19 protein-coding genes and 2 pseudogenes are annotated in these 22,959 nt (G+C 72.2%); 9 read left to right on the top strand and 12 right to left on the bottom strand.

The features are described from left to right. Positions 1–6 precede the first annotated feature (6 nt). Genes ACFZAT_RS24680 through ACFZAT_RS24670 form a run of 3 tightly spaced genes read left to right on the top strand, consistent with a single transcriptional unit; the run spans position 7 to position 3,427 of the window. On the top strand, positions 7–1,407 hold the full coding sequence (locus ACFZAT_RS24680) for an aldehyde dehydrogenase family protein (RefSeq protein WP_391267113.1): 1,401 nt from the start codon (positions 7–9) through the stop codon (positions 1,405–1,407). After that, positions 1,404–2,516 carry a zinc-binding dehydrogenase gene (locus ACFZAT_RS24675; RefSeq protein WP_391267112.1) on the top strand — a complete coding sequence of 371 codons (1,113 nt, stop codon included), beginning with the start codon at positions 1,404–1,406 and terminating at the stop codon, positions 2,514–2,516. Before ACFZAT_RS24680 ends, ACFZAT_RS24675 begins: the two co-directional genes overlap by 4 nt. Continuing rightward, positions 2,513–3,427, top strand: a complete 915-nt coding sequence (locus ACFZAT_RS24670) for an SAM-dependent methyltransferase (protein ID WP_391267111.1) — start codon at positions 2,513–2,515, stop codon at positions 3,425–3,427. The genes ACFZAT_RS24675 and ACFZAT_RS24670 overlap by 4 nt, the downstream gene beginning before the upstream one ends. A 3-nt stretch (positions 3,428–3,430) precedes the next feature. Here ACFZAT_RS24670 and ACFZAT_RS24665 read toward each other — a convergent pair whose 3' ends face one another. From ACFZAT_RS24665 to ACFZAT_RS24650, 4 genes and pseudogenes are all read right to left on the bottom strand, one after another. Further along, the gene (locus ACFZAT_RS24665) at positions 3,431–3,934 is read right to left on the bottom strand and encodes a GNAT family N-acetyltransferase (RefSeq protein WP_391267110.1); all 504 of its coding nucleotides are present in this window, start codon (positions 3,932–3,934) and stop codon (positions 3,431–3,433) included. Between the two features lie 4 nt (positions 3,935–3,938). Then, positions 3,939–6,272 (bottom strand): excinuclease ABC subunit UvrA, encoded by a 2,334-nt coding sequence (locus ACFZAT_RS24660; RefSeq protein ID WP_391267108.1) that lies wholly within the window; start codon positions 6,270–6,272, stop codon positions 3,939–3,941. A gap of 77 nt (positions 6,273–6,349) precedes the next feature. Further along, positions 6,350–7,788: pseudogene (locus ACFZAT_RS24655) on the bottom strand (glycoside hydrolase family 76 protein). A gap of 189 nt (positions 7,789–7,977) precedes the next feature. Then, entirely contained in the window at positions 7,978–8,580 is a 603-nt protein-coding gene (locus tag ACFZAT_RS24650) for a hypothetical protein (RefSeq protein ID WP_391267106.1), read from the bottom strand. A gap of 5 nt (positions 8,581–8,585) precedes the next feature. Between ACFZAT_RS24650 and ACFZAT_RS24645 the strand changes: the two genes are divergently transcribed. Beyond that, complete coding sequence (locus ACFZAT_RS24645) at positions 8,586–8,969, top strand: hypothetical protein (RefSeq protein ID WP_391267105.1); 384 nt, start codon at positions 8,586–8,588, stop codon at positions 8,967–8,969. Between the two features lie 12 nt (positions 8,970–8,981). On the opposite strand, the gene ACFZAT_RS24640 is transcribed toward ACFZAT_RS24645, so the two are convergent. The 3 genes from ACFZAT_RS24640 to ACFZAT_RS24630 all read right to left on the bottom strand — a co-directional run bounded on the left by ACFZAT_RS24640 (position 8,982) and on the right by ACFZAT_RS24630 (position 11,571). Then, the gene (locus ACFZAT_RS24640) at positions 8,982–9,776 is read right to left on the bottom strand and encodes an SDR family oxidoreductase (RefSeq protein WP_391267104.1); all 795 of its coding nucleotides are present in this window, start codon (positions 9,774–9,776) and stop codon (positions 8,982–8,984) included. A gap of 45 nt (positions 9,777–9,821) precedes the next feature. Continuing rightward, entirely contained in the window at positions 9,822–10,646 is an 825-nt protein-coding gene (locus ACFZAT_RS24635; protein WP_391267102.1) for an aldo/keto reductase, read from the bottom strand. Positions 10,647–10,791: 145 nt separating this feature from the next. Further along, positions 10,792–11,571 (bottom strand): NAD(P)H-dependent oxidoreductase, encoded by a 780-nt coding sequence (locus ACFZAT_RS24630; RefSeq protein ID WP_391267101.1) that lies wholly within the window; start codon positions 11,569–11,571, stop codon positions 10,792–10,794. Between the two features lie 143 nt (positions 11,572–11,714). Between ACFZAT_RS24630 and ACFZAT_RS24625 the strand changes: the two genes are divergently transcribed. Then, positions 11,715–12,611, top strand: coding sequence for a helix-turn-helix domain-containing protein (locus ACFZAT_RS24625; protein WP_391267100.1), 897 nt, complete (start codon positions 11,715–11,717; stop codon positions 12,609–12,611). Here the strand turns inward: ACFZAT_RS24625 and ACFZAT_RS24620 are convergent. Further along, a complete protein-coding gene (locus tag ACFZAT_RS24620) occupies positions 12,571–13,560 on the bottom strand; it encodes an aldo/keto reductase (protein ID WP_391267099.1) in 990 nt (329 codons plus the stop codon). The genes ACFZAT_RS24625 and ACFZAT_RS24620 overlap by 41 nt on opposite strands. 59 nt (positions 13,561–13,619) lie before the next feature. Between ACFZAT_RS24620 and ACFZAT_RS24615 the strand changes: the two genes are divergently transcribed. Further along, complete coding sequence (locus ACFZAT_RS24615) at positions 13,620–14,420, top strand: GNAT family N-acetyltransferase (protein WP_391267097.1); 801 nt, start codon at positions 13,620–13,622, stop codon at positions 14,418–14,420. 156 nt (positions 14,421–14,576) lie between these two features. Beyond that, complete coding sequence (locus ACFZAT_RS24610) at positions 14,577–15,770, top strand: hypothetical protein (RefSeq protein WP_391267096.1); 1,194 nt, start codon at positions 14,577–14,579, stop codon at positions 15,768–15,770. Between the two features lie 69 nt (positions 15,771–15,839). Here the strand turns inward: ACFZAT_RS24610 and ACFZAT_RS24605 are convergent, their stop codons facing one another. Next, complete coding sequence (locus ACFZAT_RS24605; protein WP_391267095.1) at positions 15,840–16,568, bottom strand: alpha/beta fold hydrolase; 729 nt, start codon at positions 16,566–16,568, stop codon at positions 15,840–15,842. Between the two features lie 217 nt (positions 16,569–16,785). Between ACFZAT_RS24605 and ACFZAT_RS24600 the strand changes: the two genes are divergently transcribed. Continuing rightward, positions 16,786–17,532 carry a DUF1838 family protein gene (locus ACFZAT_RS24600; RefSeq protein WP_391267094.1) on the top strand — a complete coding sequence of 249 codons (747 nt, stop codon included), beginning with the start codon at positions 16,786–16,788 and terminating at the stop codon, positions 17,530–17,532. Between the two features lie 18 nt (positions 17,533–17,550). Here ACFZAT_RS24600 and ACFZAT_RS24595 read toward each other — a convergent pair. Beyond that, a pseudogene (locus ACFZAT_RS24595) lies at positions 17,551–17,652 on the bottom strand (lysine transporter LysE); the annotation flags it as partial. Positions 17,653–17,903: 251 nt separating this feature from the next. Between ACFZAT_RS24595 and ACFZAT_RS24590 the strand changes: the two are divergent. Continuing rightward, complete coding sequence (locus tag ACFZAT_RS24590) at positions 17,904–21,101, top strand: TIM-barrel domain-containing protein (protein WP_391267259.1); 3,198 nt, start codon at positions 17,904–17,906, stop codon at positions 21,099–21,101. An 18-nt stretch (positions 21,102–21,119) separates the two neighbouring features. Here the strand turns inward: ACFZAT_RS24590 and ACFZAT_RS24585 are convergent, their stop codons facing one another. Together ACFZAT_RS24585 and ACFZAT_RS24580 are read right to left on the bottom strand one after the other, a co-directional pair. After that, positions 21,120–22,322: a TerD family protein gene (locus ACFZAT_RS24585; protein WP_391267092.1), complete on the bottom strand. Its 1,203-nt coding sequence runs from the start codon at positions 22,320–22,322 to the stop codon at positions 21,120–21,122. 132 nt (positions 22,323–22,454) lie between these two features. Continuing rightward, complete coding sequence (locus ACFZAT_RS24580) at positions 22,455–22,904, bottom strand: spore-associated protein (RefSeq protein WP_391267089.1); 450 nt, start codon at positions 22,902–22,904, stop codon at positions 22,455–22,457. Positions 22,905–22,959: the final 55 nt, after the last annotated feature.

The raw sequence follows: 22,959 nt of genomic DNA, 5'->3' as shown, positions 1-22,959 counted from the left end.
GCCGGGATGCGGACCTTCGACGAGGTGGGGCGCGGGGGCGGGGACGCGTGGTTCGCCGTGGCCGACCCGGCCACCGGGGAGACCTGCGGCGAGGCCCCCGACCTGCGGCCGGACCAGCTGGACGCGGTGGTCGACCGGGCCCACCGGGCCTGGTCCGGGTGGCGGGCCGACGCCGCCGCCCGGACACACGCGCTGCGTGGCGCGGCCGACGCCGTGGAGGCGGCCGGTGACGACCTGGCGCGGCTGCTCACCCGGGAGCAGGGCAAGCCGCTGGCCGAGTCGTACGCCGAGGTCGCCCGCACGGCGGCCCGGCTGCGGTACTTCGCGGACCTGGCCCCCAGGACGCGGCGGATCAGCGACGGGCGGCCCGTGCGCAGCGAGGTCCGCTGGCGTCCCGTCGGGCCGGTCGCCGCGATCGTGCCGTGGAACTTCCCGCTGCAACTGGCGGCGGCGAAGTTCGCGCCCGCGCTCGCGGCGGGCAACACCGTGGTCCTCAAGCCGTCCCCGTACACCCCGCTGGCCACCCGGCTGCTGGGGTCCCTGCTGGCGGCCGTCCTGCCCGAGGACGTGCTGACCGTCGTCACCGGGCGCGAACCCCTCGGGGCGCGCCTCGCGTCGCATCCGGGCATCCGGCACGTCACGTTCACCGGTTCGGTGGCCACCGGGCGGGCGGTCGCCGAGGGGGCGGCCTCCTCCCTCGCCCGGGTCACCCTGGAACTGGGCGGGAACGACGCGGCGGTCCTGCTGGACGACGTCGACGTGGAGGGGATCGCGGACCGGTTGTTCTGGGCCGCGTTCCGCAACTGTGGGCAGGTCTGCATGGCGGTCAAGCGGGTGTACGCCCCGGCCCGGCTGCACGCGGAGGTGGTCGAGGCGCTGGCCCTGCGGGCGAAGTCCGTCGCGGTGGGCAGCGGCCTCGACCCGGACACCCGCATCGGTCCCGTCAACAACGCCCCGCAGCTGGCCCGGGTGGCGGAGCTCACCGGACGGGCCCTGGCCGACGGCGCCCGGGCCGCGGCCGGCGGGCACCGGGCGGCCGGGCCCGGCCACTTCTTCGCCCCGACGGTCCTCACCGATGTGCCGCCCGGCAGCGCGGTGGTGACCCAGGAGCAGTTCGGGCCGGTCCTGCCGGTGCTGCCGTACGGAAGCGTCGACGAGGCGGTCGCCGCGGCGAACGGCACGGGCTTCGGTCTGGGCGGCTCCGTCTGGGGCACCGATCTCGACCGGGCGGAGGCGGTGGCGGACCGGCTGGAGTGCGGCACGGCGTGGATCAACCATCACGCGGAGCTGTCGCTCGCCCAGCCGTTCGCCGGGATCAAGGACAGCGGCGTCGGCGTCGCGGGCGGGCCCTGGGGGCTTTATGGAAATCTGCGGCCGTTCGTCGTCCACCGCCCGGAGGAGCCGTGACCAGGAGATTCCGGGCGGCGGTGCTGCGCGCGTACGAGGAGCCGTTCGCGGTCGAGGACGTCGTCCTGCACACCGAACCCGCCGCCGGTGAGCTGCTGGTGGAGATCGCGGGCGCCGGAATGTGCCGGACCGACCTCGCGGTGCGCGGGTCGGCCGGGCGCAGCCCGCTGCCGGCGGTCCTCGGCCACGAGGGGGCCGGGGTCGTCGTGGCGTCGGGCGGCGGGCCCGGTACGGAGACGGGCGTCGGCGACCACGTGGTGCTGAGCTTCGACTCCTGCGGACACTGCCGGAACTGCCGCGGCGCGGCCCCCGCGTACTGCGACTCCTTCGCCGCGCTCAATCTCTTCGGAGGGCGTGCGCAGGAGCCGCCCCGGTTCGGCGACGCGGACGGGATGGCGCTGGCTCCGCGGTGGTTCGGCCAGTCCTCGTTCGCCGAGTACGCGCTCGTCTCCGCCCGCAACGCCGTCCGCGTCGACCCCGCGCTGCCCGTCGAACTGCTCGGGCCGCTCGGCTGCGGCTTCCTCACCGGGGCCGGGGCGGTGCTGAACACCTTCCGCGCCGGGCCCGGCGACACGCTGGTGGTCCTCGGCGCCGGGGCGGTGGGGCTCGCCGCGGTCATGGCGGCGGGGGCGGCCGGGGCTGCGGTCGTGGCGGTGGACCGGCACCGCCAGCGGCTGGAGCTCGCCGAGCGGTTCGGTGCCGTCCCGCTGCCCACCGACGCGGCCGGGCTGCCGGAGCACATCCGCCGGCTGACGGACGGCGGCGCCCGGTACGCACTGGACACGACGGCGTCGCCCGCGCTGATCAACGACGCGCTCCGGGCGCTGCGCCCGACCGGGACGCTGGGCCTGGTGGCGCGGCTGCACAGCGCCCTGCCGCTGGAGCCGGGGACGCTGGACCGGGGCCGGAGCGTCCGCCACATCTGCGAGGGGGACGCGGTGCCGGAGCTGCTGATCCCCGTCCTGACGGAGCTGTGGCGGGCCGGGCGCTTCCCCTTCGACCAGCTGATCCGTACTTATCCCCTGGCCGACGTCAACGAGGCCGAACGCGACTGCGAAGCGGGCCGGGTGGTCAAACCGGTCCTGATCCCGGAGGGAAGGAACCGATGAACGAGGTATGCGGTACGACGTCCCAGGGCCTGGCGGCGGAAGGCGTGGACGGGGGTGTGGGGCTGACCGCTCTGCTGGTCGCCGCCGCCCGCGCGATCGAGACCCGTCGCCGGGACAGCCTGGCCCGCGACATCTACGCCGAGCACTTCGTGCGGGCCGCGCCGGCCTGTGACGGGTGGCCCGTGCGCATCGAGGAGGTGCCGGACGGGGACGAGAACGCGTTGTGGGGCCGGTTCGCCCGCTACTTCGGGCTGCGGACCCGGGTCCTGGACGACTTCGTCGTCCGGTCGGTGCTGACGGGCGCCCGTCAAGTGGTGCTCCTGGGCGCCGGGCTGGACACCCGGGCGTTCCGGCTGGACTGGCCGTCGGACTGTGTGTTCTTCGAGGTCGACCGGCCGGGCGTGCTGGCCTTCAAGCACCAGGTCCTCGCGGACCTGTCGGCCGCGCCGAGGGTGAAGCGTGTGCTGATCCCGGTCGACCTGCGCGACGACTGGGTCGCCGCGCTGACCGCTTCGGGCTTCGATCCGGCGGCGCCGAGCATCTGGCTGGCGGAGGGGCTGCTGTTCTACCTGCCGGGCCCCGCCGAGACGTATCTCGTGGACACCGTGGACCTGCTGGCCACCGAGGGAAGCGCGCTGGCCTTCGAGGCGAAGCTGGAGGCGGATCTCCTGGCGTACCGGGACAGCGCGATCTACACGGCGACACGGGAACAGATCGGCATCGACCTGCTCGGCCTCTTCGACCTGGGCCCGCGCCCCGACTCGGCGGGGCGGCTCGCCGCGCGGGGCTGGTCCGCGTCGACGCACACCCCCTTCGAGTTCACCCGCCGCCACGGGCGCGGCCCGCTGCCGGAGCCGAACGACGCGCTGGAGGGGAACAGGTGGGTGTTCGCGTACCGGCGCCGGATCTAGCGTTTACGGCAACTCGCGGGTGAGCCAGACGACTTCGCCGTTCTCCTCCATGGACAGGTGGTCCCGCACGAAGTCGAGCTTGTCCAGGACCCGGAGCGAGGGCGCGTTCCAGGTGGCGACGGTCGACCAGAGCCGTCGCCGCCCGGTCGCGGCGGCGGCGCCGAGCACGGCGCGGGCTGCCTCGGTGGCGTAACCCTTGTTGTGCGCACGTCGGAAGAGCTCGTAGGCGATCTCGGGCTCCTCCAGGGTGGAGCGGCCGATGATCAGTCCGCAGTAGCCGATGAAGTCGCCCTCGTCGCGGCGCTGGATGGGGAGGAGCGCGATGCCGGTGTTCTCCGTGCCGGCGAGGAGACCGGCGATGCCCTTGCGGGCGCGTTCCACGGTGTAGTTCTCCTCGCCGCGCTCGGAGAGGAGTTCGCTGAACTCGGCGGCGTCGGTTTCGGCCCAGGGGCGCAGGGTCAGCCGCTCGGTCTCCAGGTGGTACGGCATGGTCGTGTAGGTCGGCATGCCCCTACTCTGCCGTACGGCCGCGGGCCTTCCTGCGCCGAGGCCGGGTCTCGGGTGCGGAGGCGAGCCGAAGGGCGCGGCCGGTCAGCGAGGCATCGTCGTCGAGAAGGGCGGCGGGGGTGCCGGTGAAGACGACCCGGCCGCCGTCGGTGCCGGCGCCGGGCCCGATGTCGATGACGTGGTCGGCGCGGGCGACGACGCGGAGGTTGTGCTCGACCACGACGAGCGTGGCCCCGGCCTCCAGGAGGTCGTCGAAGAGCACGTTGATCCGGTCCACGTCGCTGGGGTGCAGTCCGGTGGTCGGCTCGTCCAGGACGATCCGCTCGCCGGCCAGGTCGTCGACGCCGCTGAGGTGGCGGGCCAGGAGGAGTCGCTGCTTCTCGCCGCCGGAGAGGGTGTCGAGGGACTGGCCGACGGCGATGTAGCCGAGGCCGACGCGTTGCTGCCAGGACATCGCCGCGACGATCCCGGGATCGTCGGGGAACCGGTCCGCGAGGTCGTGTGCGGCCATGGAGAGCACATCGGCGATGGTGCTGCCCCGGACCGTGACGGCGAGGGCGGTGTCGTTGAAGCGCAGGCCGCCGCAGACGTCGCACGGGGTGGAGACGTCGTCCAGGAACGCCAGCTCGGTGGTGAGGTGGCCCTTGCCCCGGCAGGCGGGGCAGGCGCCCTTGGAGTTGAAGCTGAACCAGGACGGGTCCAGGTCCGACGCCCGGGCGAACGCGCCCCGGACGTGGTCGGCGACGCCGAGGATGGACAGCGAGGTGGACCGCTGCCCGCCGCGCAGCGGGTCCTGGCCCACCACCGTGAACTCGGGCTGCTGGGCAGGGAGTTCCCGGGTGGCGAGGGAGCTCTTCCCGGAGCCGGCGACTCCGGTGACGGCGGTGAGGACGCCGAGCGGGAACTCCGCGTCGAAGCCGGTCAGGTTGTTGGCGCGGGCCTTGCGGACGACGACGGAGCCCTGCCACGGGCGGGCGGTGGTGGCGATCTCCAGCGGGGTCCCGAGCAGGCGCCCGGTCACCGTGCCGCTCGTGCGCAGCGCGTCGGGCGTGCCCTCGAACTCGATCCGCCCGCCGTCCGCCCCGGCGCCCGGGCCGACGTCGATGACGTGGTCCGCGATGCCGATCATCTGCCGGTGGTGCTCGACCACCAGCACGGTGTTGCCCGAGTCCCGCAGCCGAAGCAGCAGATGGGTGAGGAGGTGGACGTCGACGGGGTGCAGACCGACGGAGGGCTCGTCGAACACATAGGTGACGTCGGTGAGGGCGCTGCCCAGGTGCCGGACGATCTTCACCCGCTGGGCCTCGCCGCCGGAGAGGGTGGAGGAGGTCCGGTCCAGGGAGAGGTAGCCCAGGCCGACGGAGCGGAGGGCGTCGAGCGTGGCGCGGATGCCGTCGAGCGCGGGCTCGACGCGCGGGTCGTGGGTGTCCGCCAGCAGTTCCCGCAGCCGGGTGACCGACATGGCCGACCAGTCCGCGAGGGAACGGCCGTCGATCAGGCTGGCTCTGGCCGCCTCGTTGAGCCGGGTGCCCCGGCACTCCGGGCAGGTGTGGCGGGTGGTGATGCGGTCCAGCTCCTCGCGGACCTGGGCGGAGATCTTCGTCGGGTGGTTCTTGACGAAGGTGTCGCGCATACGGGTGACGACGCCGTCGAAGCGGGCGGTCTTCGGGAACTCGGGGTCCGGGTCCGGGAGTTTCAGCTGCTCGGCGTGGAGGAAGAGGTCCATCTCCTCGTCCGTGTAGTCCTTCAGCGGCTTGTCCCGGTCGAACAGTCCGCTGTACGCGAACCGCTTCCACCGGTATCCGCCCCGCCGGAACAGGCTGAAGCGGACCGGCCCCTCGTTGATGGACTTCTCCGGGTCGATGAGTTCGGCGGCGTCGATGTCGACCACGGTGCCGATGCCCTCGCACCGCGGGCACATCCCGGTCGGGTCGTTGAAGGAGTACGCGGGTGTGTAGCCGGCGGAGGGTTCACCGATCCGGGAGAACACGAGCCGCATCAGCGGTGCGACGTCGCAGGCGGTCGCCACGACCGAGCGGGCGTTGCCGGTGAAGCGGCGCTGGTCGATCAGCGCCGTGAAGGTGAGCCCGTCCATCGACTGGACCTCGGGCGCGGGCAGCTGCGGCAGCCGGTTGCGTACGAACGTCGGGTAGGCGTCGTTGACCAGCCGCTGGGCCTCGGCCGCGATCGTGTCCAGCACCAGCGACGACTTGCCCGAGCCGGACACCCCCGTGACGACGGTGAGCGCCTTCTTGGGCACGTCGACGGTGACGTCCTTGAGGTTGTTCGTCGCCGCGCCGACCACGCGGATCACTCCGGCCGCATGCGCATCGCTCATCAGGGGATCGTACTCAGCCGCGTGCTCCTTCCCGGGTGACGGCGCCCGGCATTTCGCGTACCGGGCGCCCCGCCGGGTCAGCCGGTGGCGGCGTTGAGCAGGTCGAGTGCGCTCTGCTGGCAGCCGTAGTCGGTGGTCCCGCCGCCGCCGTTCCAGTGCGGGCCGTACTGGTCGAGGGCGTTGCGGTCGCGGTCGTGGGCGCTGTCGGCCCAGCGGGTGAGGGGTGCGGCGTACGGGTGGTCGGAGAGCGTGCGGTTGAGGGCGCCGAGGCCGCGCACATAGGCGCCCTTGAAGCTGGGGCCGTCCCCGGCACAGCCGTCGCCCTCGCCGGGTTCGCGCAGGACGCCGTCGGTCTGGAGCCGGACGGTGGACGCGTCGGCGAGGCCGCGCGCGGTCGTCAGGAGGCCCTGGTCGCCGGTGGCCCGGTGCAGTTCGGTGAGCGCGCCCAGGACGACACCCTGGTTGTAGGTCCAGGTGGGCTGGCCGTTGTTGGCGCAGTTGCCGTCGAGACCGTCGTTGATCATGCGGTCACCGTTGATCATGCCACTGCGCTGGAACCAGTCCCATTCGTTCTTCGCCCGGTCCAGGTACACGGTGTCGCCGGGGATGCGGTTGTGCAGGGCCGCCGTGAGGGCGAGGAAGAGTTCGTTGGTGATGGCGTTCTTGTAGTTGCCGTCGGTGTTCCACCGGACCCCGCCGCCGCAGGTGCCGTTCCAGTTGGCGAACATGTGGTCCGCGTCGGCCCGTGCGGTGTCGAGGTAGCGGCTCTCCCCCGTCAGGTCGTACGCGGCGATCCAGGCGAGGCCCCACCAGCCTGTGTCGTCCAGGTACTCGTTGCGGAACTGGCCGCCCTGGGCGTTGATGTTCTTCTCGTACGTGTCGGCGATGGCGTACCGGTAACTGCCCATGCCGGTGATCCGGATGTTGTCGATGACGGCGGTCAGCGCGTTGGCCGCGGTCCACCAGCCGTTGCCGCCGAAGAGTTTGGTGCCCCGGTCGAACGACATCATCAGGGCGGTCGCGGCGGCGGTGCCGCGTTCCAGGTGGTGCGGGCCCAGGGGGTGCACGCGATGGCGCCGCCGCCCGCCGGCTGCCCGCAGGCGCGCAGCGCTCCGACGCCCTGGGTGTTCCAGTCGTCCACGTTGTACATCTGGGTGCGCCAGCCCCGGCCCCCGGACGGCACGGCGGTGTCACCCAGCTTGCTGCCCGATGCCCAGGTCCTGCCGCCGTCCATGGACCGGTCCAGCCAGACGTGGTCGCCGGCCCCGCCGTTGTCGATGGAGCCCCAGCCCATCGCGTCCGTGTCGTCGAAGTGGAGGGCGATCGTGCGGGAGTCCACGGTCGCCGTGACGGGAGTACGGTCCTGGGGGCTGAGCGCCGGGTCCCGCGCGTCGCAGTACTTGTTGCACACCGCCGCCTCCGGGGCGGCGACGGCGGGGACGGCGCCCACGAGGAGCGCGGACAACGTTGTCAGAACAGCGCCGAGGAGGGCTGCCCGGGGACGCGCAGGCTTCATGAGGGGGCTCCCGAAACGTGTGTGGGGGCGGCGGAGAGCGCTCCGCCGACGCGCAGGAGAACGCTCTCCGACGCTAGCGAAGCGCCATGGGCACGTCAACGGCGCGTGCGGCGGCCTTACGGCGGACAGCGTCCCGACCGGCCTCCCAGACCGTCTCCCGGACCGCGCCCCGGCCCGCCTCCCGGACCGTCACCCCGCGCCGGGGTCCGGCCAGGCCGCGACCAGCGTGTCCACGTCCGGGAAGCGGGGGCCGCCGATCGGCGCCCGGAGCGTCTCCCCGTTGAGCCAGCACACGTCGCCTGGGCTGCCGTCGCCGATGTCGAACAGGCAGCACACTCCCCCGGCGGCCGCCGCGAGGCCGGTGAACGTCTCCCGGACCGTGACGGAGCGTTCGAAGAGGCGGCTCATCGCCGAGGTCGCCGCCCAGAACTCCATGGACGCGTACCCCGGGTGGTGGGCGGACGAGAAGCGGACCGTGGCGTAGATGTAGCCGACCTCCAGCCGCCCGCCGCTTTCCGGTGGGTAGCCGGGCCGGTCGGCGTACGCGCGTATCGCCTCGTCCGGGCCGAACATGAGGGAGGTGTCGAGTTCGAGGTCCTCACCCGTGGTGCAGTCGACCGGGTCGCTCCCGAACCGCGAGGTGAAGGGAAGGGCGATCCGGTCACCACCGGGCAGCGTGACGTGGAGCGGAGTCCCGTCGGGGTCCGGCGCCGCCAGCTCCGCCAGCGCGGCCAGCGCCCCGGCGACGTTCTGCGGGCGCAGGTAGATGTCGTAGCCGTAGGTCAGCCCCATGAGCGATGCCCCTCCCCCTCGGCCCTGCCGGATCGCACCCTTTCACGAACGCGCGGCCGGGCCCCGACGATTTTCGCGGGCCCGGGCCCTGTCAACCGGCCGCGTACGCCAGGGGCGGCGGACTGGAACGCGCGGGGCTCCTGGAAGCGACGGCGGCGCTGTTCATCGGACTGTGGGTCGGCGAGGGAGCCGACGCCCAGGCGATCGCACCACCGGCAGGGGCTCGCACCCGGTGTCCCGTACGAGCCGGTGCACGTACCCGAGGGGCGTACGCGCTCACCGATCTGGGGCGCACCCTGCCGGGATCCATCGACGCCATCGGGGCGTGGGCCTTCGAGCACGGCGACGAGGTGATGGCGGCGCAGGACGCGGGCGTGGACGAGCGGTAGCGGCCGGCGGGCTCAGGGCAGGATCGAGTCGACGTACCCGCCGTCGACGCGGAGGGCGCCGCCCGTGGTGGCGGAGGCGTACGGCGAGGCGAGGTAGACGACCATGTTGGCGATCTCCTCGGGCTCGATGAGGCGTTGCAGCAGGGACTGGGGGCGGTGCTTGACCATGAACTCGTGCTGGGCCTCGCCCCAGGGGAGGTCGTCGCCGACGAGTTCGCGGACGAAGTCCTCGACGCCGCCGGTGTGGGTGGGGCCCGCGATGACCGAGTTGACCGTGACGCCGGTGCCCGCGGCCTCCTTGGCGAAGCCCCGGGAGACCGCGAGCAGCGAGGTCTTGGTCATGCCGTAATGGATCATCTCGGCGGGGATGACCACGGCCGAGTCACTGGCGATGTTGAGGACGCGCCCCCAGCCGTTGCCCTTCATGCCCGGCAGGTAGGCGCGGATGAGCCGGACGGCGGAGAGGACGTTGACCTCGAAGTAGCGGCGCCACTCCGCGTCCTCGATCTCCAGCGGGGCGGCGGACCCGAAGACACCGAGGCTGTTGACCAGGATGTCGACCGCCGGTGCGGCCTGCAGGACGGCGGCGGCGCCGTCCTCGGTCGCGAGGTCGCCCGCCGCGCCGGTGACCTCGTCGTTCCCCGAGGCGGTCCGTACGGCGTGGACGGCCTCGGCGACCCGTTCCTGACCGCGGCCGTTCACGACGACATGGGCGCCGGCCCGGGCCAGCCCGACGGCGATGGCCTCGCCGATGCCCTGGGTGGAGCCGGTGACCAGGGCGGTACGGCCGGAGAGATCGATGTGCATGGCGGGTCCTCCTCGCGCCGGGGCCGGCGACACGGCCCGCGCGGGTCAGTTGAGGGTGTCGGGGTCCGGGCCGATGCGCAGTCCCCGGTCGAGGGCGGCGAGGTCGGCCAGGTCGGCGTCGGTGAGCTCGAAGCCGAAGACGTCGAGGTTCTGCCGGATGCGGGCGGGGGTGACGGACTTGGGAATCGCGATGTTGCCCGTCGCCAGGTGCCAGCGCAGCACGACCTGTGCGGGCGTTACGCCGTTGGCCTGAGCGATCCGCGTGACCGCCTCGTCCTCCAGCACCGCGCCCTGGGCCAGCGGGCTCCACGCCTCGGTCGCGATGCCGTGCTCGGCGTGGAAGGCGCGCAGCTCGGCCTGCTGGAGGCCGGGATGCAGCTCGACCTGGTTGACGGCGGGGACGGTGCCGGTGTGCTCCATGAGCCGCCGCAGGTGGGGGACCTGGAAGTTGGAGACGCCGATCGCGCGGGCGCGGCCGTCAGCGAGGATCTTCTCCAGCGCCTTGTACGTCTCCACGTAGAGGTCCCGGGCGGGCGTGGGCCAGTGGATGAGGTAGAGGTCCACGTGGTCCAGGCCGAGCTTGTCCAGGGAGGCGTCGAAGGCGGCGAGCGTCCGGTCGTAACCCTGGTCGGCGTTCCACAGCTTGGTGGTGACGAAGAGCTTCTCGCGCGGCAGGCCGGAGTCGGCGATGGCCCGGCCGACGCCGCGTTCGTTGCCGTAGACCGCGGCGGTGTCGATGCTGCGGTAGCCGGCGTCCAGGGCGTGCCCGACCCCGGTGGCGGTCTCCTCGTCGGGGACCTGGAAGACGCCGAAGCCGAGCTGGGGCATGCGGACGCCGTTGTTGAGCGTGATCGAGGGCACGGAAGTCATGGGGGGTGGTCCTTTGCGTGTTCGTCGTACGCCGTGCGGCGGGCCGGGCCGGTCCGGCCCGCCGCTCATGCATGCAGGCGCTTTTTACATGCATCGACAATACTTGCACACGCTCATTAATGCAATCGACGGCTTCCCGCGTCGGTCAGTCCCCAACGTGCAGCCCGAAGCCCGTGCGGCCCGCCGGTTCCAGGCCTTCCTTGAGGTGCAGGGACGGGATCTCGTAGTCGCCGAAGTTCTGGCGGCGGTACGGGACCGGGGCGGTGGTCTCCAGCGTGAGCAGGCGTTCCTGCCAGGCCTTGGCCGCTTCCGGGTAGTCCGCGTCGGTCATCCGGTCGGTGCCGTAGAGGACGAACGGCGGAAGCACCTCCAGGCCGGGGTAGTGGAGGATGCCGTGCTGGATCGGGAACAGCAGGTCGTCGATGGGGCCGTTGATGCCGCGGGGCGCGTAGTGGGATTCGAGGCCGCCGACGGTCACCGAGAGCATCGCCCGGCGGCCCGCAAGGGTGCCCTCGCCGTAGCGCTCGCCGTACTTGGTGTCGCTGTGCTCGCCGACGCCGTAAGCGAAGTGGAACGTGAACACGCGGTCCACCCAGCCCTTGAGGATGGCCGGCATCGTGTACCACCACAGGGGGAACTGGAAGATGACGGTGTCCGCCCACAGCAGCTTCTCCTGTTCGGCGCGCACGTCCGGGGTGAGCGTGCCGGCGTCGAAGGCTCGGCCGGAGTCACGGGCCGGCCGGAGCGGGTCCGAGGCGTCGGGCCCGTAGTCCGCCGCGTCGACGGTGGTCTTCCAGTTCATCGCGTACAGGTCGCTCACCCGCACCTCGTGACCGGCCGCCTCCAGGGTCGAGACCGCGAGGTCCTTGAGGGAGCCGTTGAGGGACTTCGGCTCGGGGTGGGCGTGGACGATGAGCGTCTTCATGGGAACCGCACTCCTTCGGATCGGATGGTTCGATCCTGGAGGCCGGAACGCCCGTTGTTCAGGGGCGCCGCTTCCGTCGGACGGGACTTCCTGGTACCGGCAGGGCCACCCTCGCGCGGGCCGGGCGTGGCCATACTGGGGGCATGGACGATCTCGCGGGATTCCTTCGGACCCGGCGCGCCCGGGTCGATCCGGCCTCCGCCGGCATCTCGGCCGACAGCCGCCGCCGGGTCGACGGGCTGCGCCGCGAAGAGGTCGCGCACCTGTCCGGGGTGAGCGTCGACTACTACGTACGCCTGGAACAGGGGCGCGCGACCCAGCCATCGGAACAGGTCCTCGACGCGCTCGCCCGCGTCCTCGGCCTGGACGAGACCGAGCGCGAGCACCTCGACCGGCTCGCCCGGCAGCCGCGCCGTCGCGCGAAGACGCCCGGCGGGCGGGTCCGGCCCGAGGTGCTGCGGGTGCTCGACCTGGTGACCGACGCACCCGCGCTGATCATGGACCACCGCATGGACGTCCTCGCGGGCAACCGCCTGGCCCGGCTGCTGTACGGCCGGCCGCTGCCGGGGATGAACACCGCCCGCCACCTCTTCCTGGAGGAGACCGAGCGGGGTCTGTACGCGGAGTGGGAGCAGTGCACCCTCGACGCGGTCGGCCATCTGAGGCTGGCCGCCGGGAAGTACCCGGACGACGCGCGGCTCGCCTCGCTCATCGGGGAGTTGTCGATGGGCAGCGACCGCTTCCGCCGGCTGTGGGCCCGCGCGGACGTGCGCGCCCGTACGCATGGGCGCAAGGTCTACCGGCATCCGCTCGTCGGCCTGCTGGAGCTGCACCAGGAGAACTTCTCGCTTGCCGACCCACCGGGCCGGGAGATGATCGTGCTGTCGGCGGCGCCCGGCAGCCCCGCGGAGGACGGGCTGCGGCTGCTGGCCGGGCTGGGCACGGAAGCCGGGAGCGAGGAGGCCCCCGACCGGCCCCGGGTCCGCGAGGAGCGCCCCGCTAGCGCGCCGCCTCGAACCGCGCCAGGTGGTCGTCGGTGAGCCGGACGTCCCGGGCGGCGAGCGCTTCCTCGACGTGCTGTACGCGGCTCACGCCGACGATGGGGGCGATGCCCTGGTGCAGCAGCCACGCCAGGACGACCTGGTTCTTCGTCGCGGCGACCTCGTCGGCGACCTCGTCCAGGACGGCGAGCACCCCGGTGCTGCCGGGGTGGTCGTACGTGTCGGGGAAGGGCTTCTCCGGGCGCGTGTAGGCGCCCCAGAGCAGGGAGCTGTACGCCCACACCTCCAGCCCTTCCGCCTCGGCGAGGTCCAGGTCCTCGGGCGTGAGGTGGCGGTGGCCGCCCTCCGCGACGGGGGTGAGCGGACGCGGCTGGACGAGGGAGTGGCGCAGTTGCAGGGCGGTCCACGGCTCCGCGCCCTGCTCACGGGCCAGGGACCGGGCCCGCTCGACGCGCCAGGCGGTGTGGTTCGCGGCGCCGACCCGCAACGCCAGTCCCTTGGTGACCAGTTCACCGAAGGCCCCGACCGTCTCCTCCAGGGGGACGGTGCGGTCCTCGGCGTGCGCCCACAGCAGGTCGACGTGATCGACGCCGAGGCGTTCCAGGCTCTCCGCCATGCCCGCGTGGACGGCGCGGGCGGAGAGGCCTTCGGCGCTCTCGGGCCAGGAGTGCGGGACGAGCGGATTCTGCCGGACCTTGGTCGCGATGCGTACGGCGTCGCGGGCGCCGGGGCGGGCCGCCAGCCAGGCGCCGATGACGCGTTCGCTGGCGCCGCCGACGCCGCTGGGGTCGGCCCAGAAGGAGTAGCAGTTGGCGGTGTCGAGCCAGCCGCCGCCACCGGCGACGAAGGCGTCCAGGACGGCGAAGGAGGTGTCGGGGTCGACCTGTGTGCCGAAGCCCATGGTGCCCAGAACGATCCGGGGGCTCGCGTCGTTGGGGTGGGTGGTGTGCGCGTCGGTGCGGTTCGTGTTCGCGTTCATGTCCGTCATGCTCGGCGTTGAAGTGCGCTCCAGGTCAAGCCCGTTCTTCGAAACCTTCAGGAGTTGTGGTGGCGGATCTCGCGGAGTCGGTCGAATCGATGGAACAACTCACCGTCGGCTGGCGGACCATGGTGCTCGACCGGGACGCAGGCGCGGATGTACGGGACCTGCCCGGGATCGCGGTGCGCTGGGCCGACTGCGGATTCGCGTTCTGGAACTGCGTCACCCTGACCGAGGTCGGCGCGGACACGGAGCTCGCCGCCCGGCGCTTGGGCGAGGCGGCGGACATCATGCGGGCGAAGAGCCGGCCGGGCTTCCTCTGGGTCTTCGAGGGGCTGCTCGACGCGGAGGCGCGCGCCTCGCTGGACACGGCGGCCGAGCGCGCCGGTCTCGCCTACGCCTTCCCCGGCACGGGCATGGCGGGCGACCTGTTCCCGCTACCCGAACCGGCCCACCCCGAGCTGGAGTTCGTACGGGTGAGCGAGGACGCCCACCTGTTGGCGTACGCGGACCTCAACTCGCGCGCGTACGGCTTTCCCCTGGAGGCGGGCCGCGACGGGCTGGCCGGGTCCGCGCTGTGGAAGAAGGGGGTCCATGCGTACCTGGGGCTGCGGGACGGTGTGCCGGTGACGTGTGCCGCGACGGTGGAGGCGGCGGGCCGGCTCTTCGTCGTGCTGGTCGCCACCGATCCGGCGTGGGAGCGCCGGGGCTACGGGGAGGCGGTGACGCGCAAGGCGCTGTACGAGGGGGCCCGCGCCACCGGTCTGACCCGTGCCACCCTGCACGCGACGGCGGCGGGGGCCCCGGTCTACCCCCGGATCGGCTTCGCCCCGAATTCGGCCATGCGCTTCTACGGGTTGCGGGGGTGAGAGCGGCCGGCGGGGCTGTCACAGAACCATGACACTCGGGGTCACAACCCGGAGCGCGGGCGGCCTGTCCAACTGGGTGAGACGACGGGCTGATCCACCCGTCGTCGGCGGGACGCGGCAACCGGCCGCGCCGCCCACATTCCCTGGGGGGAAATCTTGAACACCGTTGCGCGCAGCCTGCGTTCGTCCGCCGTCGCCTCGGCCGCCGGCCTGATCCTGACCCTCACCGGAGCCGCCCTGGCCCCCGCCGCCCTGGCCGACACCGGCATGCCCCAACTGACCGTGGCAACCGAGGCGCCCGCGACAGTCGGCCTCGGCGGTCTGCCGGTCGCCTTCACCACCACGGCGTCCAACACCGGCTCGAACGACACCTCGTCGGCGCGCCTCATCTACCGCATCGACAGCGTCAACGACCTGCCGGAGCACGGGCTGAGCCTGGAGTACCGGCTCGACGCAACGACCTGGAAGTCCGTGCCGCTGGAGATCATCGATGGCACCGTGTACGGCGGTGAGCTCCCCGAGCAGTTCCCGCTGGCCGCCGGAAAGTCCCGGACGGTGCAGCTGCGCCTCGGCCTGCCGATGGGCACCCCGCACAACGGCGCCAGCAACGGTGGCACCGACCACCTCAAGCTGACGACGATGATCTCCTACGGGGCTGCGGGCGCCGCCAACGACACCGATGTGGACGACGTGCAGGTCGACGGGCTGGACACCCACTTGTCCGGTGTGCCGGCCACCGCGACGGCCGGCGGCCCGGCGATCGCCTTCAAGGCCACGGTCGACAACCCGACCCCCTCGGCGTACGAGAACGTCACGGACGTGCTGTTCACCAACCGGTACACCACCGTCCAGGTGCGGCGCTCGGGTGCGTGGACGACGCTGAAGCCGATCACCTCGAACGCCGAACCGGACGTCTTCGGGTACGACGTGATCGGCAAGGACGCCTCCCTCCCGGCGCACGGCAGCACGTCCGTCGACATCCGCGTGACCTACCGCAAGGACGCGCCGCTGGGAAAGACCGAAGTGTCCCCGTGCGCCATCGTCAACGGGGGTGCGATCCCGTTCCGGGGCATCACCAGCTGCGGCAAGGGCGCCGTGGTCACCGTGAACAAGGCGGCGGCCACCACCGGTACCCCGTCCCCCTCCCCGTCCGTCACCGCGAGCGCGTCGTCCTCCCCCGCCGCGTCGGGCACCGGGACCGGCTCCTCGACGTCCGGCATGTCCGCACAGCTGGCGGAGACCGGGAGCGGCGGTCTCTCGGCGACCGCGGTGGGCGCGGCGGGCCTCGTCGCGGCCGGGGCGGGCGCCCTGGGCTTCACCGCGATGCGCCGTCGGGGCGGCCGGGCCTGACCGGACGGCGGGAGGATCCGGTCCCCGGCGGCAGGGCGTCGGGGACCGGACCCTTCCGGGTCGCGCGGATCAGGAGGCGATGAACCGCGCGACCTGGCCGAGGACGACCGTGTCGGCCAGGTATCCGATGTGGGTCTGGCAGACCACGTTGTTGTTCGTCGCGCCGCTGAGGCGGGTGCTGGTGTACGGGAGGATGACGCCGTCGCACGCCGAGTACCAGGTGGCGTACTTGGTGTCGCCGGGGGTCTCGTCACCCGAGGTGATCTGCGCGATGAACGAGGAGCCCGGGTACATCTGCTGGCAGGTCGTGTAGATCAGGCAGGCGCCGGCGGCCGTGGTGCCGTGGTTGGCGCCGGCGAGGGACGCGAGGTGGCTGACGCTGGTGTTGCCGCCGAGCACCTTCAGGTAGTACTGGCTGACCAGGCCGCCCATGGAGTGGTTGACGATCGCGACCTTGCTCGCCCCGGTCCGGGACTTCACGTCGTTGACGAAGGCCGCGAGGCCCTGGGCGTTGGTGATGTTGTTGCCGTAGGAGTCGTACTCGTACGCGAAGAGGTTCGAGCTCGACCAGCCGTTGAGGCGGAAGACGCTCATGGCGGTGACCCAGTTGGAGGCGCTGCCGGTGTAGCCGTGGACGAAGACGACCGGGGTGCTGGTCGCCAGCGGTTGCACCGCGGCCGCGCGGGCCGGGGCGGCCGTCTCGGCGGCTCCGGCCGCGGACGACGGCGAGAACAGGGTGAACGCGACCGTGACGGCCGCGAGGACGCCGAGGAGCCTGTGCGGTGAACGACGAGGCATGGGCACTCCTGAGGGGAACGTGGGGATGTGGTGGCCTGCCCGCACAAGGTGCCGGGCAGGGGGTGCCCACGCCATCGGCGAATTCACCGGTCTTCGTGAACCGTGTGCGGGTGTTCCGTGGCGGCCGGGGCCCGGGGAACGGCGGTTTTCAGCCGTTCGGCCCCCGGACGCGGTGTTACGCCCCCGGCCGGAGCGGTGCTCGCGCAGAGTGCTGCGTATGACCACACCCGCTGAGCTGCTCCGCCTCCTCGCCCGCACCCGGGCCTCCCTCGACGGGGAGGAGGTCACGTACTGGTGGTCGGGCGATGTGTACTCCTGGGCTCCCGACCAGCCCTACCAGCGCCTCTTCGGCTTCGAGGGGGTCAACGCGGCCCGCCTCGTCCAGGACGCGGAAGCCGGACCCGACGCGTACCAACTGCTCACCCGCGAGGCCGCCTTCTACCTCGACCCGCTCACCCGGGAGATCCTGGATACCTGGCAGGACCTGCCGGTGGTGCACGTCTGGAACGACCCGGCCAACCAGAAGTGGCGGCCCTTCCCGGTGCCCATGACGGAGCTGGGCACCCAGGTGTGCTTCAGCCTGGAGATCCCGCTGGCCTATCCGTCCCCTCTGACCGTCGCGGAGTACCCCGCGCACTCGTCCGGGGACACCTACCGGGCGCTGGAGCTGTTCCAGTTCTTCGCCGACCGGGCGGACCTGGCCGGTCCGGCGCCGAGTGTGCCCGCCGCGATGTCGTGGACGCGGATGTCCCCCTGGCTGCCGTGGATGGCCCGCGGCCGGGCGCCGGGCGGGCTGACGTTCCACTGCCGGGGCCGCAAGCTGGGCTCGTACGCGGAGGTGCCCGAGCGCACCCGCGCCTACATCGCCGACCGCCACCCGGAGTTCGCGCACGCACCGGAGAAGTGGAGGGAGCCGAACGAGACGAGCTGGACGTACTTCCGCAAGCTCAACCCGCCGGTGTAGCAGGGCACTCGGGCGGCCTCAGTCCTTGCGGCCCGTCGCGGCGACGGGGACACCGAGCCCGATCCCGGTGAGCCCGCCGACGCCTCCGACCAGCGGGAGCCGCCGGGGCGAGCGGGCGAACCGGCTGAATTCCCGGTGGCCCACGCGGCGGCGGCGACTCGCTTCCGCTGCCCGCCTTATGGACACCGTCCCATGGGCGTACTCTCATGCCACTTGCACTTTTCCAACGATGCACAACGAGCGGTGCGGTGCGGACGGGCCGACCGGTCGGCGTGAGAACGGAGTCGCACATGAAACCTCCATCCGCGAGGCGACGCAGAGGGCTGCGGCGGTGGATCGGTGGAGCCGCCGTCCTCGGGACCGCCGCGGCCATGACGGTGACGGGGACGGCGGGTCCGGCGTCGGCCGGCGGTCCGCACAGCCACCGCGTCCCGACGGTCACCTCGGGCGACGCCCGGTTCCAGGTCCTGTCGCCCACGCTGATCCGGACCGAGTACGCGGGCGACGGCGCGTTCACCGACGAGGCGACGTTCAACGCCTTGGGCCGGGGCTCCTTCGCTCCGACCGCGTACACCGCGAAGACGGCGGACGGCTGGCTCACCGTCAGGACGAGCGCGGTGACCCTGCGGTACAAGGTCGGCTCCGGGCCGTTCGACGCGAGCAACCTGTCGGTCCGGCTCAACGCCGGCGACTCCCCCGTGACCGCCAGCCCCTGGCACCGCATCACCTGCGCGCCGGGCGAGCTGTGCGAGGCGGAGAACCTGCGGGCCGGCGGGGTCTCCGTGGCGTCCGACCACGACGGCTACACCGGGTCGGGGTTCGCCGCCGGCTTCGAGAGCACCGGCGCCTCCCTGTCCTCTGACATCGATGTCAAAGCAGCGGGTGCCTACCGGTTCGCCGTGCGGTACGCCAATGCGCGCGGCGGCGACGGCAAGAGCGAGCCGCGCACCCTCACCCTGTCGGTGGACGGCGGTGACGAGCAACGGGTGACGCTGCCGCCGACGGCGGACTGGGACACCTGGGACACGGTCTACGCCGATGTCCGGCTGGGCGCCGGACACCACTCGGTCGGTCTGACCCGGGGCGCTTCGGACTCCGGCAGTGTGAACGTGGACAGCGTCGCGCTGCTGGGCGAGGGAGAGGCGTTCCCGCCCGCGTCCAGCACGACGATCGGCGACTGCCGGTTCGGGGTGAGCTGTGAGGCGGAGGCGGGGCGCGTCATCGGTTCGGCGGCGGCCGCCACCGATCACACGGGCTTCGCCGGGACCGGCTTCGTCGCGGAGCTCAACCAGGGTTCGTCGCTGACCACGCATGTGGTGGAGGTCCCCTCGGCCGGCACGTACAGCCTGCGGGTCCGTTACGCCAACGGCCCGGGCGGCGACGGCCGGCACGAGACGCGCACCGCCACCGTGTCGGCGGGCGGCGCCACCGGCACCCTGTCGTTCCCCGCGACGGACGACTGGGACACCTGGTCCACGGCCACCGTGCCCGTCCACCTGGAGGCGGGCGCCAACGACGTGACGCTCGCCTGCCCGGACGCGGGGAGCTGCCATGTGAACGCGGACACCGTATCCGTCGCCGCGACCGGGGACCCGGCCCCGCAGCCCCATCTGGCCCTCGGCGGCTACCGGCGCGGCCTCGACGGCGTCACCGGCAACGGCGCGGCCCCCGCCACCACACCGGGCCTGCTCAACCAGGACGGCTGGTACCTCCTGGACGACACCCCGTCCGCGCTCTACGACTCCGCCACCCGCAAGGTGACCCAGCGCTCCGGGCACGGCGGCGCCCCGTACCAGGACGGCTACCTCTTCGGCTACGGCCACGACTACAAGCAGGGCCTCGGCGACCTGGCGACCCTCACCGGGCCGCCCGCGCTGCTGCCCTCCTGGGCGTACGGGGTCTGGTACTCGGAGTACATCGACCGAACGGACGCGGACTACCGGAACACGATCCTGCCGAAGTTCCGTTCCGAGGACGTGCCGTTGGACGTGCTGGTGACGGACACCGACTACAAGGCCGTCAACGCGTGGAGCGGATGGGAGATCGACACGGCCAAGTTCCCCGATCCGAAGGGGTTCTTCGACTGGTCCGAGTCCCAGGGGCTGCACAACACGCTCAATGTGCACCCCAGCATCCTCGCGGCCGACCCGCAGTTCGACCAGGCACAGAGAACCGCCAAGGGCAAGCTGAAGAAGGGGAGTTGCGGCGGCGGTGCGGGGCCGGACTGCTACGTCTTCGACTTCGGCGACCCCGATCAGCTGCAGGCGTACATGGATCTGCACCGAACCATGGACGAGCAGGGCAACGACTTCTGGTGGCTGGACTGGTGCTGCGACGCCTCGCAGTCTTCGCTGCCCGGTGTGACCCCGGACGCGTGGATCAACCAGCAGTACGCGGACACCACCGGCACACACCTCGACCGGCCGTTCGTCCTTTCGCGCGCCTACGGTTCGCTCCAGGCGGCCGGTTACAGCGGCCAGCAGTCGGTGCCCACCGGGCCCTGGGCGGACAAGCGCACCACGGTCCACTTCACCGGCGACACCTCGTCCACCTGGGGCACGCTGAAGTTCGAGGTGGGGTACACCCCGGCCGAGTCGGCGGCGACCGGGATGGCCAACGTCACGCATGACATCGGTGGCCACAACGACACGACGGGCCTGAAGGGCTCGGAGACGTACACCGACGGCGGCGGCACGCACACCACGACGAAGCTGCCCGACGACCTGTACGCGCGCTGGGTGCAGTTCGGCACCTTCCAGCCCGTCGACCGGCTGCACAGCAACCACAGCGACCGGCTGCCCTGGCAGTACGGCGCGGAGGCGTCGGCGTCCGCGAAGAAGTTCCTCAACCTGCGGGAGAAGCTGCTGCCCTACACGTACACGCTCGCGGAGGAGGCCAACCGGACCGGTGTGCCGATCGTCCGGCCGATGTATCTGGAGTATCCGGAGGAGCGGCAGGCGTACGAGACGGCCGGCAGCGAGTACTTCTACGGCTCCGACATGCTGGTCGCCCCGGTCACCACGCCCGGCACCTCCGCGAAGACGTCGGTGTGGTTCCCGCCGGGGCGGTGGACGGACTACTTCACCGGCAAGACGTACGAGGGCGGCACCACGCAGGACGTCACGACGACGCTGGACACCATGCCGGTGTTCGTCAGGGCGGGCGCCGTCGTCCCGAGCCGCACCCATGACGTCGCCCACGACGGGGCGTCCGGTGCGAACGACCTCACGCTCACCGTCGCCCCGGGCCGCTCCGGTTCGTTCAGCCTGTACGAGGACGACGGGGGCGCCGCGGGCAAGGCCCGGAGCGCCACGACGAAGGTTTCCCACCGGGAGTCCGGCGGGCGCCACACGGTGTCCATCGCCCCGGCGAAGGGGTCCTTCCGGGGTCAGCCGAAGGACCGCGTGTGGACCCTGTCGGTCAGGGTGGACCACGCGCCCCGGCAGGTCACCGCGAACGGGGCCCACCTGTCCGCCCAGGCGTACACGTGGGACGCGGGCTCCAAGACCCTGAACGTCACCCTGCCGCAGCGCAACGTCCACGCGCCGGTCACCGTCACATACCGGTAGCAGCGGCCCGGCAGTCGGTCAGTCCTTGCTGGCCGACTGCCAGGACAGGCCCCAGTCGTAGGCGAGGTCGACGGCCTGCTGCTTGAAGACGCCGGGCGGGAGGATGAGGTACTTCGCCTCCCGGCGGACGATGAGCTCGCCGTTGATGTTCTCGATGAGGGCGATGGCCGCCACGGGCGCGGGGACCGTGCACTCGTCGAGCTGGACCTCGATGGGCGGTCCGGCGGGCGGGTAGAGAGTGGCCACGCCGTGCAGGCCGGCGAAGCTGGACGCGCCGGAGTAGACAGCCACGAAGACCAGGAGGCGTTTGATCTCGGAGGTGTGGTCGAGGTTGATCGTCAGGTTCTCGCCCTCGTCGCTGCCTCCGGTCCGGTCGTCGTGGTCCAGCAGGACGTAGGGCGGCTCGTCGTACGAGCCGAACTGGTTGTTGATGGGGTGGACGATCCCGCTCGCCCCGTTCTGCAGCTCCCACAGACAGGAGAGGTCGAGGTCGACGTCTTCGAGGCGGACGGCGTCGCGGCCCTTGTTCATCCAGCCGCGCGGGGGTGTGCGGGCGCTCCAGGAGAGGTTGACCCGCATCGCGCCGGAGGTCGCTCCCTGTTTGGTGAGGGAGACCGACGGCGCGGTCTTGGTCAGCGTGATCTTCGTCAGCCGTACGGGCGGCGGAACGGGCGCGGTGACCGGCGCGGGGGCCGCGGGCTCGTCCACGGTGATACCGAAGTCGGTGGCGAGCCCGGCCAGGCCGGAGGCGTAACCCTGGCCGACGGCGCGGAACTTCCACGCGCCGTCGCGCCGGTACAGCTCCCCGAGCACGAACGCGGTCTCGGTGGTGGCGTCCACGGGGTCGAACCGTGCCGTCTCGGCACCGGTCGCAGCGTCCAGCACCCGGATGTACAGGCCGGACACCCGGCCGAAGGTGCCGTCCGTGGAAGCCGCGAGGACCACGGTCGCGATGTCCTGCTCCACCGAAGGCAGCGACACCTGGATCGTCTCGACCACCCCGGCGCCGTCCTGCCTCCGGCCCTCGTGGCGCACGGCACCCCGGGGGTGGACGGGCTGGTTGTAGAACACGAAGTCGTCGTCCGAACGGACCCTGCCGCCCGCTGTCAGCAGCAGCGCCGACGCGTCGACGTCGGGCGCGCCCGGACCGGTGCGCCAGCCGAGCTCCACCCGTACGAGCGGGCTCGCGACCGGCGTGTTGGCACCCTTGCGCAACGACATGTGGCTCCCCCTCAGCAGTCCGTCCGTCCCGGGCAGCGTACGGAATACGGAGTGGCCGTCAGGCGTGAAGCGGGGAATTGGACGGGCCCGCCCCCGCTGGGATGCGGGGGCGGGCCCGGTGAGCGGTGCGGATCAGCGGACTTCGAGGCTCCGCTGCTCCTTGAACGAGGCGCAGTTGGAGTTCTCCACGGACACGTACACGTTGGCGATCTGGCCGCCCCAGCTGACGCAGTGGCCCTTGCCGTAGGCATAGGCCGGACCGGCGTACGACGTGTAGCTCCCGTAGTCGCTCGCCGACGCGTCGGTGTCGGGGACGTAGAGGTACGCCGACATGTCCTTCGCGGCGCCGGGCGTGGACCGGATGGTCACCACGCAGTTCTTGCCGTTCGACGCGTTGTACGTCAGGTAGACCGTGCCGAGGGAGCCCACGGCGGCGGAGTTGACGGTCTTGTACGCGCTGCCGCAGACCTTCTGCGGGGTGGTGTTGGGCGCGGCCGACGCGGTCGGGCCGAAGGCGGCCGTCGCGCCCACCACGAGGGTGGTCAGGGCCCCGGCGGTGGCGAGAGTACGGATGTTTCGCATATTTCCCCCTTGTAGCTCCAGGAGTCTTTTGCTCCCACTTGTTGGGACCTCCGAG

This window comes from Streptomyces sp. NPDC008163, from assembly GCF_042956885.1.
Lineage (GTDB): Bacteria > Actinomycetota > Actinomycetes > Streptomycetales > Streptomycetaceae > Streptomyces > Streptomyces drozdowiczii_A.
The sequence above is the reverse complement of the archived record's forward strand: the minus strand, read 5'-3'. Positions and strand labels throughout refer to the sequence as shown.

Coding starts and splice junctions, on each gene's coding strand:
- ACFZAT_RS24680 (WP_391267113.1), top strand. CDS start 7: ATGCGGACCTTCGACGAGGTGGGGCGCGGGGGCGGGGACGCGTGGTTC.
- ACFZAT_RS24670 (WP_391267111.1), top strand. CDS start 2,513: ATGAACGAGGTATGCGGTACGACGTCCCAGGGCCTGGCGGCGGAAGGC.
- ACFZAT_RS24665 (WP_391267110.1), bottom strand. CDS start 3,934: ATGCCGACCTACACGACCATGCCGTACCACCTGGAGACCGAGCGGCTG.
- ACFZAT_RS24660 (WP_391267108.1), bottom strand. CDS start 6,272: ATGAGCGATGCGCATGCGGCCGGAGTGATCCGCGTGGTCGGCGCGGCG.
- ACFZAT_RS24650 (WP_391267106.1), bottom strand. CDS start 8,580: ATGGGGCTGACCTACGGCTACGACATCTACCTGCGCCCGCAGAACGTC.
- ACFZAT_RS24645 (WP_391267105.1), top strand. CDS start 8,586: ATGCCCCTCCCCCTCGGCCCTGCCGGATCGCACCCTTTCACGAACGCG.
- ACFZAT_RS24640 (WP_391267104.1), bottom strand. CDS start 9,776: ATGCACATCGATCTCTCCGGCCGTACCGCCCTGGTCACCGGCTCCACC.
- ACFZAT_RS24635 (WP_391267102.1), bottom strand. CDS start 10,646: ATGACTTCCGTGCCCTCGATCACGCTCAACAACGGCGTCCGCATGCCC.
- ACFZAT_RS24630 (WP_391267101.1), bottom strand. CDS start 11,571: ATGAAGACGCTCATCGTCCACGCCCACCCCGAGCCGAAGTCCCTCAAC.
- ACFZAT_RS24625 (WP_391267100.1), top strand. CDS start 11,715: ATGGACGATCTCGCGGGATTCCTTCGGACCCGGCGCGCCCGGGTCGAT.
- ACFZAT_RS24620 (WP_391267099.1), bottom strand. CDS start 13,560: ATGACGGACATGAACGCGAACACGAACCGCACCGACGCGCACACCACC.
- ACFZAT_RS24605 (WP_391267095.1), bottom strand. CDS start 16,568: ATGCCTCGTCGTTCACCGCACAGGCTCCTCGGCGTCCTCGCGGCCGTC.
- ACFZAT_RS24600 (WP_391267094.1), top strand. CDS start 16,786: ATGACCACACCCGCTGAGCTGCTCCGCCTCCTCGCCCGCACCCGGGCC.
- ACFZAT_RS24590 (WP_391267259.1), top strand. CDS start 17,904: ATGACGGTGACGGGGACGGCGGGTCCGGCGTCGGCCGGCGGTCCGCAC.
- ACFZAT_RS24585 (WP_391267092.1), bottom strand. CDS start 22,322: ATGTCGTTGCGCAAGGGTGCCAACACGCCGGTCGCGAGCCCGCTCGTA.
- ACFZAT_RS24580 (WP_391267089.1), bottom strand. CDS start 22,904: ATGCGAAACATCCGTACTCTCGCCACCGCCGGGGCCCTGACCACCCTC.